This window comes from Mycobacterium sp. IS-1556, assembly GCF_001499985.1.
GTDB lineage: Bacteria > Actinomycetota > Actinomycetes > Mycobacteriales > Mycobacteriaceae > Mycobacterium.
Genome location: NZ_LQIM01000023.1, coordinates 187,608 through 205,532, shown reverse-complemented (window position 1 = coordinate 205,532; position 17,925 = coordinate 187,608). Strand labels below are relative to the sequence as shown.

The window sequence follows — 17,925 nt, the reverse complement described above, 5'->3', positions numbered from 1 at the left end:
ATGCCAACTTTCCGCGGCGTGTCGCGTACAGACGCGGCCGCTCGCGACACGAGGCGGTTAGGTGACGAGCGAGACCGAGGTGCTGCGGCGCAGCTTGCCCGAGGGCGTCTTCGGGATGGTTCCCGGTCCGAGCACGACGACGTTGCGCGGGCGGACGTCGACCTCGGCCACCACCTCATGGGCGACATCGTGTTCGATGCGACGAACCTCGGCGGGGTCCTGCCACGAGTTGGACTCGACCGCGACGGCGAAGGTCTCCCGCGAGTGACCGGCGTCGAGTCGCACGGCGACCGCGCAACCCGGACGGACACCGTCGACGCGGCAGGCGGCGCGCTCGATGTCGGTCGGATAGATGTTGCGGCCGGCCATGATGATGACGTCCTTGACTCGGCCGCAGACGACGATGTTGCCCTCGTCGGTGATGTAGCCGAGGTCGCCGGTGTCGTACCAGCCGTGCTCGTCCTGAGCGGGAATGAAGCCGCCCATCGTGATGTATCCGGGCGTCAGCGACTCGCCGCGAAGCTCGATCACACCGACGCCGCGCGGCGGCATCACGTTGCCGTGCTCGTCGATGACCCGGGCCTCCAGGTCGCGCAGCAGCGGCCCCAGCGAGGCCAGTCGCCGGGTGTTGCCCTTGGTGGCGGGCACGGCGCGGCGCAGCGCGGCCAGCAGGTCGGCGTCGACCTCGTCGACCACCAGACCCGCTCCGCACGGCGAGAACGACACCGCCAGGGTGGTCTCGGCCATGCCGTAGGCGGGCAGGATCGCGTCGGGCCGCAGGCCGAACGGCTTGCCGGCGTCCAGCAGGTCCTCGACGTCCGCGGGCTCGACGGGTTCAGCTCCCGACAGCGCGAAGCGCAGCGTCGACAGGTCGAACTCGCCCGGCTTGGCCTGACGCCGCAACCGCTTGGCGAACAGCGCGTACGCGAAGTTGGGGGCGGCCGTCATGGTGCCCTTGTACTTGTCGATGAGCTTTGCCCACAGCAGCGTGTCGCGCAGGAAGTCCATCGGCGTGACCTTGACCAGTTCCGCGCCGAAGTACATCGGGATGGTGAGGAAGCCGACCATGCCCATGTCGTGGAAGCAGGGCAGCCAGCTGACCATGACGTCCTTCTCGACGTCGTACTCGGCGCCGATGAACATGGCCTCGGCGTTGGAGTAGATGTTGCGGTGCGTGATCTGCACGGCCTTCGGGGAACCGGTGGATCCCGACGTCAGCTGCATCAGGGCCAGGTCGTCCTCGCCGACCTCGACGGGGTCGATCGGCTCGGATGCCAGCAGATCGCCGACCGTGAGGACCTTGATGCCCTTCTCCTCGAGCACCGGGATCGCCACCAGGAACGGCTCGGACACGATCACGGCCTTGGCCTCGATCATGCCGATCACGGTCATGGTGTCCTCGGCCCACACGGCCAGGTCGGTGCGCGGCGTCGGCTGGTGCAGCATCGTCAGGCTGGCGCCGCGCATCCACAGGCCCTGGGCGGTCGGCGCGATCTCGACGGGGAAGCCGGCCAGCACGCCGACGGCGTCGCCGTGGCCGATGCCCGCGGCGGCCAGGCCGCCCGCGATGCAGCGCGCTCGCTCGTGCACCTCGCCCCAGGTGTGGCGGATGGGCTCGTGGGGTTCACCGGTGACCATGCCCGTCGTTACGGTGCGGGCATTGCGGTACATCTTCTCGGTGAATCGGCTCACGACGACCTCCTCGGCTCCAGAGCGAATCCCCTGGCGTAATGCTCCGCCTGATCAGGCACGCGAGCGCTGAGGCGCGCACACAAATCGGGAGCGGTTGAGTCTCGAATCGGTGATGCACCGGAACCTACGCCGCGTCTGACGAGACTCCCACCGAGGTTTCCGGTGGGGAAGAAAGTCGCGTCCGCTGCATGACCGCTAGTTTTCACCGCCGCTCATCTTAAGCAACTCTTAAGTAGCCGCCAAACTCTCGCGAGAATTGAGGTCTGGCTCACACCGGCTCGTTATCAAACCGATGTCGAGCGCTCAACTGGGTACAGAATTTCGCGGGTTTTGCGTACCAGGTTGCGCGCTCGCGGCAGACGTCACACCGATGTCGACGGTGCGGGTACCACCCGCGCGCCCTGCACGGGACCGCTGGCCACCCGCACCGTGCGACACACCCCCGCGCCGGCGAGTTGTGCGCCGACGTCGACCGCCGCACTCGCCGACGCGCACAGGAACGCGCACGTCGGCCCCGAGCCCGAGACGATGCCCGCCAGCGCCCCCGCCTCGGTGCCGGCGCGCAGCGTGCGGCGCAGCCCCGGGTCGAGGCGCAGCGCCGCGGGCTGCAGGTCGTTTCCGAGCAGCGGCGCCAGCTCAGCCGCATCGCCGGACGCCAATGCGGCCAACACCGGCTCCGGGTCGTCGAGTCGAGGCGGCGCCTTGCGGTCGGACTCCTCGGTCTCGCGCAACCGGTCGATCTCGGCGAACACGGCAGGCGTGGACAGCCCGCCGTCGGCGAACGCCAACACCCAGTGGAATGTGGTGCGGGCGAGCACGGTTGCCAGCTCCTCCCCGCGACCGGTGCCCAACGCCGTCCCGCCGTGCAATGCGAACGGCACGTCGCTGCCGAGTTGAGCGGCCAGCGCATGCAGATCGCGCCGCGGCACGCCCAGCTCCCACAGCGTGTTCATCGCCACCAGCACCGCCGCGGCGTCTGCGCTGCCGCCCGCCATCCCGCCGGCCACCGGGATGGACTTCTCGATCACAATCGCCACATCCGGCGCCCGGCCCACGTGCTCGGCCATCAACTCCGCCGCCCGCCACGCGAGGTTGCGCTCGTCGGTGGGCAGCGACTCGGCCCCTTCACCGGACATCTCCACGGTCAGCATGTCGGCGTTGCGGACGGTGACCTCGTCGAGCAGCGAAACGGCATGGAACACGGTGGTGAGCTCGTGATAACCGTCGTCGCGGCGGTCCCCCACCTCCAGGTAGAGGTTCACCTTGCCGGGCACCCGAACGGTGACCGACCCGGTGGGAACCCACTCCGAGGCGGTGTTTCCGTTCCAGCCTGGCACGGCACGACACTATCTGGTGACCAGCAGTCGTCTCACCGGGTCAGGGCCGTCACCGGCACTAATCTGGGAATGTGCTGTCCGCCGGCGACCGGTTCGAAGGCTACGTGGTCGACGAGGTCCTCGGCCGCGGCGGATCCGCCACCGTCTACCGGGTGCACGGCGCCGAGGACGCGGCGCGAGTGGTCGCGCTGAAGGTCCTCGACGAAGACCATCGCCACCTCGCCGAGCTGGCACGGCTGCGAAGGGAATTCGATTTCGCCCACCGGTTGGACCATCCCCACATCGTCACGGTGTACGAGCGCGGTCCCGGTTGGCTGACGATGGAGTTGGTTGCGGGCGGCGGGGTGCAAGGCCTGCGGAAGCTCTCCGATCGCATCACCGCGCTGAGCCAGATCGCCGACGCGCTGGACTACATCCACAACCGCGCGATCGTGCACTGCGACGTCAAACCCGCCAACATCCTCGTCGACGGCGCCCGCGCCGTTCTCATCGACTTCGGGGTCGCGGTCACGATCACCGACGACACCTGCCGGCGCCCGACTCAGGTGGAGGCGTCGTTGGCGTACTCGGCGCCCGAGCTCATCGCGGGCCGGGCACCGAGTGAGGCGACCGACGAATATGCGCTGGCCTGTACCGCGGTCGAGTTGGTCACCGGGTCGCCGCCGTTCCGGGAGGACTCCCGGGTCGGTCTGGTCGACGCACACCTGCACCGCCAGCCGCCGCGGTTCTCCCGCGAGATCGACTGGCTGCCGCGGGCTTTCGACTCGATAATGGCCAAGGCATTGTCGAAGGCGCCCGCGGACCGCTACCGGTCCTGCCGCGAGCTCGTCGCGTTGATCGCCCGCGCGTTGCAGTAGTTGCCGGTGATCCGAGGCTTCCGAGCGCGTCTCAGGGCACGCCGATCGAACCCTGCTGCTCCTGCTCGTGGGGTTCGCCGACCGGAGGCGCGTCGGCCTCACCGGACCGCTGCAGCAGCCGGACGAAGTCGGCGATCGAGAGCGTTTCGCCGCGACGCGACGGGTCGATGCTGGCGGCCAGCAGCCTGCGCGCCGACTCGTTGCCCGAACCCGCCCATTCGGCGAACGCGTTGCGGGCCGTCTTGCGGCGCTGCGCGAACGCGATGTCGATCAGCTCGAACACCTTGCGGCGGAAGCCGTCGTCGGTGGGCCACGGCGGGGTCTCGTGGCGTTCGATGCCCACCAGGCCCGAGTACACCCGCGGGATCGGCCAGAAGACGGTCGGCGACACCATGCCGTAACGCCGGACGTTGCCGAAGAACCGCACCTTGGCGCTGGGCACGCCGTACTCCTTGCCGCCCGGTTCGGCGGCGAGTCGCTCGGCCACCTCGGCCTGCACCATCACCATCACGGTGCGGATCGACGGCAGCTCGGCCAGCAGGTGCAGCAGCGCGGGCACCGCGACGTTGTAGGGCAGGTTCGCGACCAGGGCCGTCGGCTCCTCGTCCAGCTCGGCGCGACGCAGCGTCAGGACGTCGCGGTTGAGCACGGTGAGCCGGTTGATCTCGCTGTGCGAATGGTCGGCGATCGTGGCCGGCAGCTGCCGGGCCAACACCGGGTCGATCTCGACGGCGGTCACCCGCGCACCGCGGTCGAGCAGGGCCAGCGTCAGCGAGCCCAGTCCGGGGCCGACCTCGAGGACGTGGTCGTTCCTGTTGATCCCGGACGCCGAGACGATCCGCCGAACCGTGTTCGCGTCGTGGACGAAGTTCTGACCGAAGGCTTTACGCGGCCGGAAATCGATCTGTTTGGCCAGCTGCCGTATCTCAGTCCGTCCGAGTAATCGAATGGTCAGCGCGCCCCAATCCTCCCGCTACACGTCGGCCACGCTCCCCAGCCTTGCCGCGCCCGAGTGACTTCAGCAATCGCGATTTGCTCTTCTCGTGTCGCCAAATCAGCTCTCGCAGCATACCTCAGACCGCCGTTGCGCTCCCATGTGTTCTGGTCGAATTGGACGCCACCGTAGTAGCCGTTGCCGGTGTTGATAGCCCAATTACCTCCCGCTTCGCAGCGAGCAAGCGCGTCCCACGTCGCGCCGTTGGACACCGGCGGCACCTCGGTGCCGGGTTTCGTGCCGACCCGCACCACGCCTTCGCGGGCCGGCGTCACGACGACATTGGCTACTGGCAACCTGCCGGTCTCAACGCCGTTGACCTTTGCCACCGCAAAGATCACGTCCTGGGTGCCGGGCGCGCCGGGGTCCTCGACGATCTCGCGGCTCTGGTTCAGCGTCGGGTCCTCGATGCGCTTGTGGGGCGCCGGCAGCGGCACGCGCTGGGCGACCTTTTCGATCCGGTTGCGGGTGACGTCGATCCTCATGCCGTCGGCCACGGGCGCGGATGCGGCCGGCACGACGGTGTCGCGCTGCTCGAGCGGCGCGCCGGCGGCCGCGAGCAGACCTGCGACGTTCGGTGCGGCCAGTGTGACGGTGCGCATCGCCCCGCCGTCGTTGATATGCACGGTCTTGGCGCTGACGACCGGCAGCGACATGCCCGCCAGCGGAACCCGGCTGCCGCGCGAGGCGGCGGCGGGCGCCGTGTCGGTCATCTTCAGCTGCGAGAGCGCCTCGTCGACCGTCGATGCGGTGGTCCACACCTGTCGGCTGTCCTGCCCGTCGAGGGACACCTGCAGCGGACGGCTGCGACGCAGCACGATGGTGTCGGCCTGGTGCACCGGCTGATCGGCGGCCGGGTACAGGTCATCGCGTTCGCCGACGTCGAAGCCGTTCTCTTGAACGACGTCGATGACGCGCGACTTCATCGTCGCCACCGTCGTCGAGGAGCCGTCCACGGTCAGCGTGACGGTCTTGTGCGCGGCTACGGCATAGCCACCGGCGAAAGTGAGTGCGAGCAGCGTCGCACCGACCAGAAGACGTAGCAATGGCGAGCGCGCTTCATGGAGTTTTGTGAAAGTGTTCAAAACGTCGTATATCTCCGACTATCGGGCCGAATGCGGCTGCGGGGGTAGCGCTCCGGTTTCGATCACAGCACGGTAACGGAGTGGCTCGGCGTCAGCAACTCGCAAGGCCGTAGGTGCGCGCGGCGGTCGCGGTAGTTTCCCGCGCAACTACCTCTGCCGGCTTGTCGATGATCCGGGCGAGCGCCCGGACGGTGTAGGGCAGGCAATACGGCTCGTTGGGTGCGCCGCGGTACGGGTGCGGGGTGAGGAACGGCGCGTCGGTCTCGACGATCAACTGCCCCGGAGGAATCAGCGCCGCGGCTTCCTGCAGGGCCTTGGCGTTCTTGAAGCTGACGGTGCCCGACAGGCTCAGCACCCAGCCCTGGTCCACACACGTGCGCGCCATCTCCGGGCCCGAGGAGAAGCAGTGGAAGATGACCGTGTCCGGGGCCCCTTCGGCGCTCAGCACGTCGAGGATCCCCGCGTCGGCCTCGCGGTTGTGGATCATCAGCGGTTTACCGGTGCGCTTGGCGAGGTCGATGTGCCAGGCGAACGCGTCGCGCTGGGTCGCCGGGTCGGCGCACCCGTCGAGCTTGCCCGGCCAGTACAGGTCCAGGCCGGTTTCCCCGACCGCGACGACGCGGGGATGGGCGGCAAGTCGCTCGATGACTGCCTTGGCCTCCTCGGTCAGCGCGTCGGCCCGCGTCGGGTGCAGGGCGACCGCGGCGTAGACGCGCGCGTCGGCGTCGGCGGCCTCGGTGGCCCATCGCGCGGACTCGAGGTCGTCGGCGATGGTGACGACGGCCTGCACGCCGACCCCGGCGGCGCGGTCGACGATCTCGGTGACGCTCGCCGGGTCCGTGGCGCCGCACGCATCGAGATGGGTGTGCGCGTCGATCAGCGGGCTCAGCGGCGCCGGGGCGGGCGGCTGCTCCCTTCTGCCTGGGCGCTTCTCACTCACCGCCACACCATAAGCTGAGGCCAAATGAGCGAGCCTTTCTACATCACCACGGCGATCGCCTACCCGAACGGCGATCCGCACGTCGGACACGCCTACGAGTACATCGCCACCGATGCGATCGCGCGGTTCAAACGGCTGGACGGCTTCGACGTGCGCTACCTGACCGGTACCGACGTGCACGGGCTGAAGATGGCCGAGGCCGCGCAGGCGCTGGGTATCCCGACGGCCGAGCTGGCGCGGCAGAACTCCGATGTGTTCGAGCGCCTGCAGCGCAAGCTCAACATCTCGTTCGACCGGTTCATCCGGACGTCCGACGCCGACCACCACGAAGCGTCCAACGAGATCTGGCGGCGGATGAACGACGCCGGCGACATCTACCTCGACTCGTACCGGGGTTGGTACTCCGTGCGTGACGAACGGTTCTTCACCGAAGCCGAAACCAGCGTCGGCGCCGACGGTGTGCGGGTGGCAACGGAAACCGGCGCTCCGGTGACGTGGACCGAGGAGCAGACGTACTTCTTCCGGCTGTCGGCCTACACCGACAAGTTGCTCGCGCACTACCGGGCGCACCCGGAGTTCATCGAGCCCGACGTGCGGCGCAACGAGATCATCAGTTTCGTCTCCGGCGGGCTGCGCGATCTGTCGATATCCCGGACGACGTTCGACTGGGGCGTGCCGGTACCCGATCATCCCGACCACGTCATGTACGTGTGGGTGGACGCCCTGACGAATTACCTGACGGGCGTGGGCTTTCCGGACACGTCGTCCGAGGTGTTCCGACGTTATTGGCCGGCCGATCTGCACATGATCGGCAAGGACATCATCCGGTTTCACGCCGTCTACTGGCCGGCGTTTCTGATGTCTGCCGGAATCGCGTTGCCACGCAGGGTCTTCGCGCACGGATTCGTGCTCAACCGAGGCGAGAAGATGAGCAAGTCGGTGGGCAACATCATCGATCCGGTGAACCTCGTCGACACGTTCGGGCTCGATCAGGTGCGGTACTTCTTCCTGCGCGAGGTCCCGTTCGGTCAGGACGGCAGCTACAGCGAAGAGGCCATCATCGGGCGCATCAACGCCGACCTCGCCAACGAGTTGGGCAACCTGGCGCAGCGTTCGTTGTCGATGGTCGCCAAGAACCTCGACGGAATCGTCCCCGAGCCAGGCGATTTCACCGCCGAGGACACCGCGTTGCTGGAGTCGGCCGACTCGTTGCTGGACCGGGTGCGCGCCCACTACGACGCCGTGGCGATGCACCTGGCGCTGGAGGCCATCTGGTCCGTGCTGGGGTCGGCGAACAAGTACTTCTCGGCCCAAGAGCCGTGGGTGCTGCGCAAGTCCGAGTCGCCCGAGGACCAGAGGCGGTTCGGCACTGTGCTGTACACGACGCTGGAGGTCGTACGGATCGCGGCACTGCTGGCCCAGCCGGTGATGCCCGACTCGACCGCCAAACTGCTCGACCTGCTCGGTCAGGACCCCGACGAACGCTCCTTCGCCGCCGTCGGTATCCGATTGAAGCCAGGCACCGCCCTGCCGGCCCCGACCGGCGTGTTCCCCCGCTACCAGGCTGAGTGATTCGAAAAGTGAACGGACTGCACGAAAAACTGCACGACATCTACGAAGAGGTCGCGCGGCGCAACGCCGGCGAGACCGAATTCCACCAGTCCGTGTTCGAGGTGCTCACCAGCCTCGGACCCGTGGTGGAGAAGCATCCGGAATATGTCGACTCCGAGGTGATCCGGCGGCTGTGCGAACCGGAACGCCAGATCATCTTCCGGGTACCCTGGGTCGACGACCGCGGCACGGTCCAGATCAACCGCGGCTTCCGCGTCGAGTTCAACTCCGCGCTGGGCCCCTTCAAGGGCGGTCTGCGCTTCCATCCGTCCGTCTACCTCGGAATCGTCAAATTCCTTGGCTTCGAGCAGATCTTCAAGAACTCGCTGACCGGCATGCCGATCGGCGGCGGCAAGGGGGGCGCGGATTTCGACCCCAAGGGCCGCACCGACAACGAGGTGATGCGGTTCTGCCAGTCGTTCATGACCGAGCTGTACCGCCATCTGGGTGAGTACACCGACGTGCCCGCCGGTGACGCCGGCGTGGGTATGCGTGAAATCGGTTACCTGTTCGGGCAGTACAAGCGGATCACCAACCGCTACGAGTCCGGCACGCTCACCGGCAAGGGGTTGACCTGGGGCGGTTCGCAGGTCCGCACCGAGGCCACCGGATACGGAACCGTGTTCTTCGTCAACGAGATCCTCAAGGCCAAAAACGACAGCTTCGAGGGCAAGCACGCCGTCGTGTCCGGCTCGGGAAACGTCGCGATCTACGCCATCGAGAAGATCCAGGAACTCGGCGGCATCGTGGTGGCCTGTTCGGACTCGAGCGGCTATGTCGTCGACGAGAAGGGTATCGACCTCGAGATCCTCAAGGAGATCAAGGAAGTGCGGCGCGGCCGGGTGGCCGACTACGCCGAGATACGTGGCGGCGCCGCCACGTTCGTCGAAGACCGCAACGTGTGGAGCGTGCCGTGCGAGATCGCGCTGCCGTGCGCGACGCAGAACGAGGTCAACGGCGACGAGGCGCTTGCGCTGATCGCCAATGGCTGCCGGATCGTCGCCGAAGGCGCGAACATGCCGTGCTCCCCCACCGCGGTCAAACACTTCGCGGGGGCCGGGGTGACGTTCGCACCGGGTAAGGCCGCCAACGCGGGCGGTGTCGCAACCAGCGCGTTGGAGATGCAACAGAACGCGTCGCGGGACTCGTGGACATTCGTCGACACCGAGCAACGGCTGGAGCAGATCATGCGCCGCATCCACAATCGCTGCCTGGCCACCGCCGACGAGTACGACCAACCCGGCAACTATGTGGCGGGGGCGAACATCGCCGGGTTCATCCGGGTGGCCGACGCGATGCTGGCGCTCGGACTCGTCTGACCGCTTAGAGTGACCCACGTCACGTTCTGTCACGATCCGGCGGCGAGCGGTGTCTAGAGGGCATGACTGAACACAACGCACCCAACACACACAACGCACACAACACGAGAGTCGTCGTCATCGGCGGCGGCTACTCCGGAACACTGGCGGCCAACCATCTGCGAACGCGCGGGGACCTCGACATCACACTGGTCAATCCCCGCCCGAAGTTCGTCGAGCGGATCCGCCTGCACCAGCACGCCGCCGGCAACTACGAGGCCACCGTCGACTACGGCACGCTGCTCGGCGAGGGCATCAAGCTGGTGGTCGACACCGCGACACGCATCGACACCGCCACGCGAAGGATCGAACTCGCGTCGGGCCGCGCCGTGAACTACGACTACGTCATCTACGCGGTAGGCAGCACCGGCGCGATACCGGCATCGGTGCCGGGTGCAGCCGAATTCGCCTACCCCATTGCGGAATTGGAGCAGGCGCAGCGGCTGCGGGCCATCCTCGATGATGTGCGTCCAGGCGCTCCGGTCACCGTCGTCGGCGGCGGACTGACCGGCATCGAGTCGGCGGCCGAGCTGGCAGAGCAAGGTCACAACGTGACGCTGGTCTGCGGTGGCCAGTTGGCAACGCCGCTTTCGGAACCGGGGCGGCGTTCGGTCGCCAAGACGTTGCGCAAGTTGGGCGTCACCATCCTCGAAGCCGACGTCGTGACCGAGGTGCGCGCCGACGCGGTGGTCTTCGCCGACGGCGCGGTGCGCCCGACAGCACTGACCATCTGGGCGGCAGGCTTCGGCGTGCCTGAACTGGCCGCGGCCAGCGGCCTGTACACCGACGAACTGGGCCGGCTGCTCACCGACGAGACGCTGACCAGCATCGACGACGATCGCATCGTCGCCGCTGGCGACTGCGCCTCCCCGTCGGGTGTACCGCTGCGGATGTGCTGCGCGTCTGCCGGACAGCTCGGACCCCAGGCAGCCAACACGGTGCTGAGCCGGATCGCGGGCACCGCCCCGGCGAGTTTCCAGTACGGGCTGCCGGGGACGTGCACCAGCCTGGGCCGGCGCGCCGGGATCCTCCAGCTCGGTCACCAGGACGACACTCCGGTGAACTTCTTCATCGCCGGCCGCGTCGGCGCCAAGGTGAAGGAGGCCATCTGCAAGGGCACTATTTGGGGACAGCGTCAAGAGGCGCGCAAACCCGGCGCCTCGTTCTGGTTCAAGGGCGGCCCGCGTCCTTCGCAGCCGGCCTTCGCTCCGAAGGTGGTCACGGAAACGTGACCACCACGGGCCCCACAGCCGGCTCGGCCGGCGAAGGCCACCACGCCGAGCGGTTCACCCATCTGCGGCCGCTGCTGTTCACGATCGCCTACGAGATCCTGGGCAGCACAACGGAATCCGACGACGTGCTGCAGGACAGCTACCTGCGCTGGGCCGACGTCGACCTCGCGACGGTGCGGGACACGAAGTCGTACCTGGCACAGTTGGTGACCCGCGAGGCGCTCAACGCGGTACGCAGCCGGGCACGTCGTCGCGAGGAGTATGTCGGCCCGTGGCTGCCCGAGCCGCTGCTGCTCGAGGACACCGACCCGTCGGCGGATGTGGTGCTGGCCGAATCGGTTTCGATGGCGATGCTGGTGGTGCTGGAGACGCTGACGCCCGACGAGCGCGCGGTGTTCGTGTTGCGCGAGGTGTTCGGCTTCGACTACGACCAGATCGCCGAAGCGGTCGGAAAGTCCGCGGGGACGGTGCGCCAGATGGCGCACCGTGCCCGTGCCCACGTGCAGTCGAGGCGCAAGCGGTTCGGCCCCGTCGACGAACGCCGGACGGCCCAGATCACCGAGCAGTTCCTGACCGCGGCGGCGACGGGCGACGTGGAGGGTCTGATGGCTCTGCTCGCGCCCGGCGTGACCTGGACCGCCGACCACGGCGGCAAGGCCACCGCGATCCGCAGGCCCGTCGTCGGCGCGCGGCGGGTGGCCGCGCTGATGGCCCAACTTTTCCGGGTGGCCCGGGATATGCCGGACATGCGGTTCCACACAGCGGTGTACAACAGCGCGCCGGCCGTCGTGATCTACACCGGCGAGCACCTGGAGGGCCTGTTCGTGTTCGAGGTGACCGACGACAAGATCACGAACCTGTATGCGGTGCGCAATCCGGACAAGCTCGGCGGCGTCACGATCCCCCGGAAGATCAGCCGCTGACTCTTCCTGCGCGCGCAGTCGCAAAGTGCCCTGTTTCGCCGGAATTTCGGGTCACTTTGCGTCTGCTCGCGGGACACAGCAAGCTGGGGTCGTGCGGATCGACCTGCTCGGCGACCTGGGCGGCGCCCCGGCGGTACTGCGCGCCGTCGCGTACGCCGCGGCCGAGCGCGGGCTGGCCGCGCCCGCAGCGCTGATCGGCGACTGGTTCGGCTCGGGTGCGGTCATCGCGCCGACGGTCGACGTGTCACCCGTCGAAGCGTCGCGAGTGTTCGACGTGGCGCCGGGTGGATCAGGAGATGCGGTCGGCGGCGGTTGGTTCGGTTACCTGTCGTATCCGGACGCTGCGGCCGATGGGAATGGCCCGCGTGTTCCCGAGGCTGCGGGCGGCTGGTCCGATTGTGTGCTGCGTCAGGACCGGGACGGACGGTGGTGGTTCGAAAGCCTCACCGGCGCAGCGATTCCGGACTGGGTGGTCGACGCGCTGCGAGTGCCTGCCGAACCGCGGCCGGCTCGCGTCGCGTGGGGCGGGGCCGACCGCGAGGCGCATCGGCGCGGGGTGTTGGCCTGCTTGGATGCGATCGCCGCCGGCGAGGTCTACCAGGCGTGCGTGTGCACACAGTTCCGCGGCCGACTCGACGGCCCTTCGATCGACTTCTTCGTCGACGCCGTCGAACGCACGTCTCCCGCGCGGGCGGCATACCTGGGCGGCGACTGGGGCGCGGTGGCGTCGTTGTCGCCGGAATTGTTCCTGTGCCGGCGTGGTGACCACGTCGCGTCGAGTCCGATCAAGGGCACGCTGCCGTTGTCCGCCGATCCGGCGGCACTGCGTGCGTCGGCCAAGGACGTCGCCGAGAACATCATGATCGTCGACCTGGTGCGCAACGACCTCGGGCGCGTCGCCGACGTCGGCACGGTGACGGTGCCGGAGCTGTTGTCTGTGCGACCCGCGCCGGGGGTGTGGCATCTGGTGTCGACGGTGTCGGCGCGGGTGGACGTCGGTGTGCCGATGTCGGCGGTGCTCGACGCCACGTTCCCGCCCGCCTCGGTGACGGGCACGCCGAAGACGCGGGCACGCCAGCTGCTCACCGGATGGGAACCCGTTCGACGCGGAGTTTATTGCGGCACAGTAGGTCTCGCATCACCCGTCGCCGGCTGCGAGTTGAACGTCGCGATCCGCACCGTCGAGTTCAACGCGTCCGGCAACGCGGTTCTGGGTGTCGGCGGGGGCATCACGGCCGATTCGGATCCCGGTCGCGAGTGGGAGGAGTGCCTGCACAAGGCGGCGCCGATCACGGGATCACGCGCGCGAACGCAGGACCGCGTCGTAGAGCTCACGCCGTGACGGTGCGCCTGGATTCGCCGCGACCACCTCGGCACAGGCGTCCTTGACCCGGATGCCGTCGTCGACGAGTTTGGTGACCTGGGCCACCAGCGTGTCGAGGTCGGCCTTCGGAACGGCGCCGGCCAGCACGACGGTGATCTCGCCGAGGACGCCGTCGGCGGCCCAGTCGGCCAGTTCGGCGAGCGAGCCGCGGACCACTTCCTCGTGCGTCTTGGTCAGCTCGCGGCACACCACCGCCCGTCGCTGCGAGCCGAGTACCTCGACGGCGTCGGTGAGCGTCCCGGCAAGCCGCCGCGGCGACTCGAAGAACACACAGGTCCGCTGCTCGGTCGCCAGGGTGTTCAGCCATGTTCTGCGGGCAGCCTGTTTGCGCGGCGCGAACCCTTCGAAGCAGAACCTCTCGGCCGGTAGCCCCGAGACCGCCAGCGCCGTCGTCACCGCCGACGGTCCGGGCAGGCAATGGACGGCTACCCCAGCATCTATAGACGCCGTCACCAGCCGGTAACCGGGATCGCTGATCAACGGCATACCGGCATCGCTGACCAGCAGCACGGTCGCGCCGGCCCGGACCTCGTCGAGCAGGCCCGACACCCGCGAGGCCTCGTTCTGGTCATAGAGGCTGACCACCTTGGCGGTGAGCCTGACGTCGAGAGCCTGGGCCAGCGTGCGGATGCGGCGGGTGTCTTCCGCGGCGATGACGTCGGCGCCCCGCAGCGCGTCGACCAGCCGTGATGAGGCATCGGAGGGCTGGCCAAGTGGGGTGGCGCCGATGAGCAGTCGGCCGAGGGTCATGCCGGACAGCCTACGATCGCACTCGTGACCGCCCCCGCCACCAAAGCGCCACGCGCGGTCCCCGTCATCAGCCCCGCGCCGCAGGTTCCTGTCGCGGACTTCGGTCCCGTCGACCGCATGCAGGGCTGGGTGATGACGGCCGTCATCGCCGCGCTGGCGGCGGTGACGCGGTTCCTCAACCTCGGGTCGCCGACCGACGCCGGCACGCCGATCTTCGACGAGAAGCACTACGCCCCGCAGGCGTGGCAGATGTTGCACAACCACGGGGTCGAGGACAACCCCGGCTACGGCCTGGTCGTGCATCCGCCGGTCGGCAAGCAGCTGATCGCGATCGGCGAGGCGCTGTTCGGTTACAACGGGTTGGGCTGGCGGTTCTCGGGCGCCGTCTGCGGCGTGATCATGGTCGTGCTGGTGGCGCGCATCGCGCGGCGCATCAGCCGGTCGACGTTGGTCGGCGGCATCGCGGGGCTGTTGGTGGTCGCCGACGGAGTCAGCTTCGTCGCCTCGCGCACCGCGCTGCTCGACGGGTTTCTGGTGATGTTCGTGGTGGCCGCGTTCGGCTGCCTGATCGTCGACCGGGACCAGGTGCGCGAGCGGATGCACGTCGCGCTGCTGGAGGGCCGCATCGGCGAGACGCTGTGGGGACCGCGGCTCGGCGTGCGGTGGTGGCGGTTCGGCGCCGGGGTGCTGCTCGGGTTGGCTTGTGCCACAAAGTGGTCCGGGCTGTACTTCGTCGCATTCTTCGGTGTCATGACGATGGTGTTCGACATCGTCGCGCGGCGCGAATATCGCGTGCCGCGACCGTGGCTGGGTGCGTTCCGGCGCGATCTGGGGCCGTCGCTGTACGCGCTGGTGTTCATCCCGTTCGTCGTGTACCTGGCGTCCTACACGCCGTGGTTCGCCTCGGAGACGGCCGTGAACCGCCACGAAGTCGGCCAGTCGATCGGCGAGCACAGCGCATTGCCGATTCCCGATGCGCTGCGCTCGCTGTGGCATTACACCTATGCCGCGTACCAGTTCCATGCCGGGCTGACCAACGCCGACGGGAACCACCACCCATGGGAGTCCAAGCCGTGGACGTGGCCGATGTCGCTGCGGCCGGTGCTGTATGCGATCGACAACCAGGACGTGGCGGGCTGTGGCGCGCAGTCGTGCGTGAAGGCGGTGATGCTGGTCGGCACACCGGCGATGTGGTTCCTCGCGGTGCCGGTGCTGGCCTGGGCCGTGTGGCGGGCCTTCATCAGGCGCGACTGGCGGTACGCGGTGGCGCTGGTCGGCTACGGCGCCGGTTTCCTGCCGTGGTTCGCCGACATCGACCGCCAGATGTACTTCTTCTATGCGACGACGATGGCGCCGTTCATGGTGATGATGATCGCGTTGATCCTCGGCGACATCCTGCACAAGCCGAACCAGAACGCCGAGCGCCGAACGCTCGGGCTGATCGCGGTGAGCTGTTATGTCGCACTGGTTCTGACGAACTTCGCGTGGATGTATCCGATTCTGACGGGCATCCCGATCTCACAGTCGACGTGGAACATGCAAATCTGGCTGCCCTCCTGGCGATAGCGATAGCGGATACGGCCGGGGATCTGGCACAGAGGCATAGGTGGGTCCCGGGTCCTACACGCGAGATTGCATCCATGGCTGCGATCGCGAGCCACAACCCTGTATGCAATCTCGACCGTAGGAGCGGCAAATGTCAGTAGACCTGGTCAGCATTGCGGCATGGAGGACGTGTTCGTCGGAACTGAGGCGGTGGCCAGTGGCGCACTGACTCGCCGGCAATTGCGCTGGAACTACCGGCGCATGTTCCCAGACGTCTACAGCATCAACGCTGCAAAGCCGCAGCTGGCGCAGCGCATCCTCGGCGCCTGGCTCTGGCCGAAACGGCATGGCGTGATCGCCGGCGCCGCCGCCGCCGTGCTGCATGGCGCGCGACTCGTGAACCAAGAGGTGGACGTCGAATTGATCTGGCGCTGCGGCCGACCGCCTCACGGGATACGGGTCCGCAACGAGCGGATCGAAGCCGATGAGATTGCCGAGATCGCCGGGCTGCCCGTCACCACGCCCGAACGAACCGCACTGGACCTTGCGCGCCATGCCCCGCGCGATTCCGCCGTCGTCCACCTCGACGCACTTGCCCGCGCGACCAGGTTAACGGCGTCTGAAGTAGAACCGTTGCTGGACCGCTACCGCGGCAGCCGCGCGATCTGGCATGCGATCGAAGCGGTGGCACTGATGGACGACGGGTCGAGTTCACCGAGAGAGACGTTGACCCGCCTCGCCCTGTCCGATGCCGGGTTCCCACCGCCCAAAACGGATTTCATGGTGACCGATGGCGGCTGTTCCACACGTGTAGCGATGGGCTACGACGCGCCGATGGTCGGTGTGGACTTCGGCGAAGACAGCTTGGGGATGCAGGAGAAGGCCGGATGGACATTGATTGCTGCGGCCGATGCGACGCCACTGGCCATCATGTGCAAGATGCGGATGGCGGTCGCCGAACGCGGGTATCCGTTGTGGCGGTTGCAACGGCTGTCGCGGGCCTAGAGCGGGTCGCGGCCCGCCGGGCACGACATGCATCGCGGGCCGCCGCGGCCGGTGCCCAGTTCGAATGCCTCGATCGGCAGCACCTCGATGCCCGCGTCGGCAAGGCGCGCATTGGTTTCGACGTTGCGCTCGTAGGCGACCACCACTCCGGGGGCCAACGCGAGCGTGTTGTTGCCGTCGTCCCACTGCTCGCGCTCGGCGGTCACCGGATCGAGACCCGTCGCGATGACTCGCAGCCTGTCGATACCCATCGCCACCGCGGCGGCCTCCACGAACGGCACCTCGTCGTCGATGCGCACTCCACCACTGCCGTCGCGGTGAATCGTGAACGCCGACAGCGAGTCCACCACCGGCGGGTACGTCACCACCGCATCGACGTCGACCATTGTGCAGACCGTGTCGAGATGCATCTGCGCGCGCCCCTGAGCGATGGGCACCGCCAGCACGGTGTGGGCGAGATCGTCGTCGAACAGGCTGCGCGCCAACGCCTCCGCACCGGCGGGCGTGGTCCGCTCGCCCACCCCGACCGCAACGACACCCGGTGCGAGCAGCAACACGTCTCCGCCCTCGACGGGCGCCGACCGCGACTCGTAGGCCCGCCGCACGCCGAGGAACCGCGGATGATGCGCGTAGATCACGTCGGTCAGCGACGTCTCCCGCACCCGCGCCGGCAGCGCCAGCGATGTGATCGCCACCCGCGGGCCGATCCAGAACGATGAGTCGCGGGTGAACAACAGGTTCGGCAGCGGGTCGATGACGAAGTCGGCGCCGTGGTGCATCCGGCGCACCAGCGACAACTCGGCCCCCGACAGGGGCAACTCGTTGAACGTCATGCCCGCCATCAGCACGTGGGCCAGCGGCGCCGGCTCCAGCGACCGTAGATACGCCGAAAGTTCCTGCGCCAGCGGCAATCCCAACCGGCGCGGATCTACCGCCGCTGCAATGCCGTGCATTCTCGCCGCGCCACTGTGCGACAGCGCCTCGGTCAGCAGGTCCGCCAGCAGCAGCACCTCGACGCCGCGGTCGGCCAGCAGCGCGGCGAACGCGTCGTGCTCCTGCTGCGCCCGCGCCACCCACGGCAGTCCGTCGAACAGCAGGGCGTCGTTGTTGCGGGGCGTCAACCGCTGCAACTCGGCGCCGGGCCGATGCAGGATCACCGCGCGCAGTCGCCCGACTTCGGAGTCGCAGCCCAGCGTCACATCTAGCACCGTA

Annotated in this window: 15 protein-coding genes; 8 read left to right on the top strand and 7 right to left on the bottom strand. The window is 68.1% G+C overall.

The window, feature by feature from the left end; translation table 11 throughout:
- Positions 1-57: 57 nt before the first annotated feature.
- Complete coding sequence (locus tag AU187_RS14630; protein ID WP_059166882.1) at positions 58-1,692, bottom strand: fatty acyl-AMP ligase; 1,635 nt, start codon at positions 1,690-1,692, stop codon at positions 58-60.
- A gap of 362 nt (positions 1,693-2,054) precedes the next feature.
- The gene (locus tag AU187_RS14625; protein WP_059098067.1) at positions 2,055-3,029 is read right to left on the bottom strand and encodes a 4-(cytidine 5'-diphospho)-2-C-methyl-D-erythritol kinase; all 975 of its coding nucleotides are present in this window, start codon (positions 3,027-3,029) and stop codon (positions 2,055-2,057) included.
- A 71-nt stretch (positions 3,030-3,100) separates the two neighbouring features.
- Between AU187_RS14625 and AU187_RS14620 the strand changes: the two genes are divergently transcribed.
- A complete protein-coding gene (locus AU187_RS14620) occupies positions 3,101-3,886 on the top strand; it encodes a serine/threonine-protein kinase (RefSeq protein WP_059098068.1) in 786 nt (261 codons plus the stop codon).
- A 31-nt stretch (positions 3,887-3,917) separates the two neighbouring features.
- On the opposite strand, the gene rsmA is transcribed toward AU187_RS14620, so the two are convergent.
- The 3 genes from rsmA to AU187_RS14605 all read right to left on the bottom strand — a co-directional run bounded on the left by rsmA (position 3,918) and on the right by AU187_RS14605 (position 6,905).
- A complete protein-coding gene (gene rsmA, locus AU187_RS14615; RefSeq protein ID WP_059098069.1) occupies positions 3,918-4,841 on the bottom strand; it encodes a 16S rRNA (adenine(1518)-N(6)/adenine(1519)-N(6))-dimethyltransferase RsmA in 924 nt (307 codons plus the stop codon).
- Positions 4,838-5,965: a resuscitation-promoting factor gene (locus AU187_RS14610; protein ID WP_059098070.1), complete on the bottom strand. Its 1,128-nt coding sequence runs from the start codon at positions 5,963-5,965 to the stop codon at positions 4,838-4,840. The genes rsmA and AU187_RS14610 overlap by 4 nt, the downstream gene beginning before the upstream one ends.
- A 91-nt stretch (positions 5,966-6,056) precedes the next feature.
- Positions 6,057-6,905, bottom strand: coding sequence for a TatD family hydrolase (locus tag AU187_RS14605; protein ID WP_059098425.1), 849 nt, complete (start codon positions 6,903-6,905; stop codon positions 6,057-6,059).
- Between the two features lie 24 nt (positions 6,906-6,929).
- Between AU187_RS14605 and metG the strand changes: the two genes are divergently transcribed.
- The 5 genes from metG (at position 6,930) to AU187_RS14580 (ending at position 13,371) form a co-directional block, all read left to right on the top strand.
- Positions 6,930-8,477: a methionine--tRNA ligase gene (gene metG / locus AU187_RS14600; protein ID WP_059098071.1), complete on the top strand. Its 1,548-nt coding sequence runs from the start codon at positions 6,930-6,932 to the stop codon at positions 8,475-8,477.
- Between the two features lie 8 nt (positions 8,478-8,485).
- Complete coding sequence (gene gdhA, locus AU187_RS14595; RefSeq protein WP_059098072.1) at positions 8,486-9,835, top strand: NADP-specific glutamate dehydrogenase; 1,350 nt, start codon at positions 8,486-8,488, stop codon at positions 9,833-9,835.
- 62 nt (positions 9,836-9,897) lie between these two features.
- Entirely contained in the window at positions 9,898-11,106 is a 1,209-nt protein-coding gene (locus AU187_RS14590) for an NAD(P)/FAD-dependent oxidoreductase (RefSeq protein ID WP_059098073.1), read from the top strand.
- The gene (locus tag AU187_RS14585; protein ID WP_059098074.1) at positions 11,103-12,029 is read left to right on the top strand and encodes an RNA polymerase sigma-70 factor; all 927 of its coding nucleotides are present in this window, start codon (positions 11,103-11,105) and stop codon (positions 12,027-12,029) included. Before AU187_RS14590 ends, AU187_RS14585 begins: the two co-directional genes overlap by 4 nt.
- A 91-nt stretch (positions 12,030-12,120) precedes the next feature.
- A complete protein-coding gene (locus AU187_RS14580) occupies positions 12,121-13,371 on the top strand; it encodes an aminodeoxychorismate synthase component I (protein ID WP_059098075.1) in 1,251 nt (416 codons plus the stop codon).
- Here AU187_RS14580 and rsmI read toward each other — a convergent pair.
- Entirely contained in the window at positions 13,327-14,163 is an 837-nt protein-coding gene (rsmI, locus tag AU187_RS14575; RefSeq protein WP_059166881.1) for a 16S rRNA (cytidine(1402)-2'-O)-methyltransferase, read from the bottom strand. The genes AU187_RS14580 and rsmI overlap by 45 nt on opposite strands.
- Positions 14,164-14,280: 117 nt before the next feature.
- On the opposite strand from rsmI, the gene AU187_RS14570 reads away from it, so the two are divergent.
- Both AU187_RS14570 and AU187_RS14565 read left to right on the top strand, forming a co-directional pair.
- Positions 14,281-15,729, top strand: a complete 1,449-nt coding sequence (locus AU187_RS14570) for a dolichyl-phosphate-mannose--protein mannosyltransferase (protein ID WP_231740248.1) — start codon at positions 14,281-14,283, stop codon at positions 15,727-15,729.
- Positions 15,730-15,888: 159 nt separating this feature from the next.
- On the top strand, positions 15,889-16,713 hold the full coding sequence (locus tag AU187_RS14565; protein ID WP_059098078.1) for a type IV toxin-antitoxin system AbiEi family antitoxin: 825 nt from the start codon (positions 15,889-15,891) through the stop codon (positions 16,711-16,713).
- Here the strand turns inward: AU187_RS14565 and arcA are convergent.
- A complete protein-coding gene (gene arcA, locus AU187_RS14560) occupies positions 16,710-17,921 on the bottom strand; it encodes an arginine deiminase (protein ID WP_172800279.1) in 1,212 nt (403 codons plus the stop codon). The genes AU187_RS14565 and arcA overlap by 4 nt on opposite strands.
- Between the last annotated feature and the right edge of the window lie 4 nt (positions 17,922-17,925).

Coding starts and splice junctions, on each gene's coding strand:
- metG (WP_059098071.1), top strand. CDS start 6,930: ATGAGCGAGCCTTTCTACATCACCACGGCGATCGCCTACCCGAACGGC.
- AU187_RS14590 (WP_059098073.1), top strand. CDS start 9,898: ATGACTGAACACAACGCACCCAACACACACAACGCACACAACACGAGA.
- rsmI (WP_059166881.1), bottom strand. CDS start 14,163: ATGACCCTCGGCCGACTGCTCATCGGCGCCACCCCACTTGGCCAGCCC.
- AU187_RS14570 (WP_231740248.1), top strand. CDS start 14,281: ATGCAGGGCTGGGTGATGACGGCCGTCATCGCCGCGCTGGCGGCGGTG.
- AU187_RS14565 (WP_059098078.1), top strand. CDS start 15,889: ATGGAGGACGTGTTCGTCGGAACTGAGGCGGTGGCCAGTGGCGCACTG.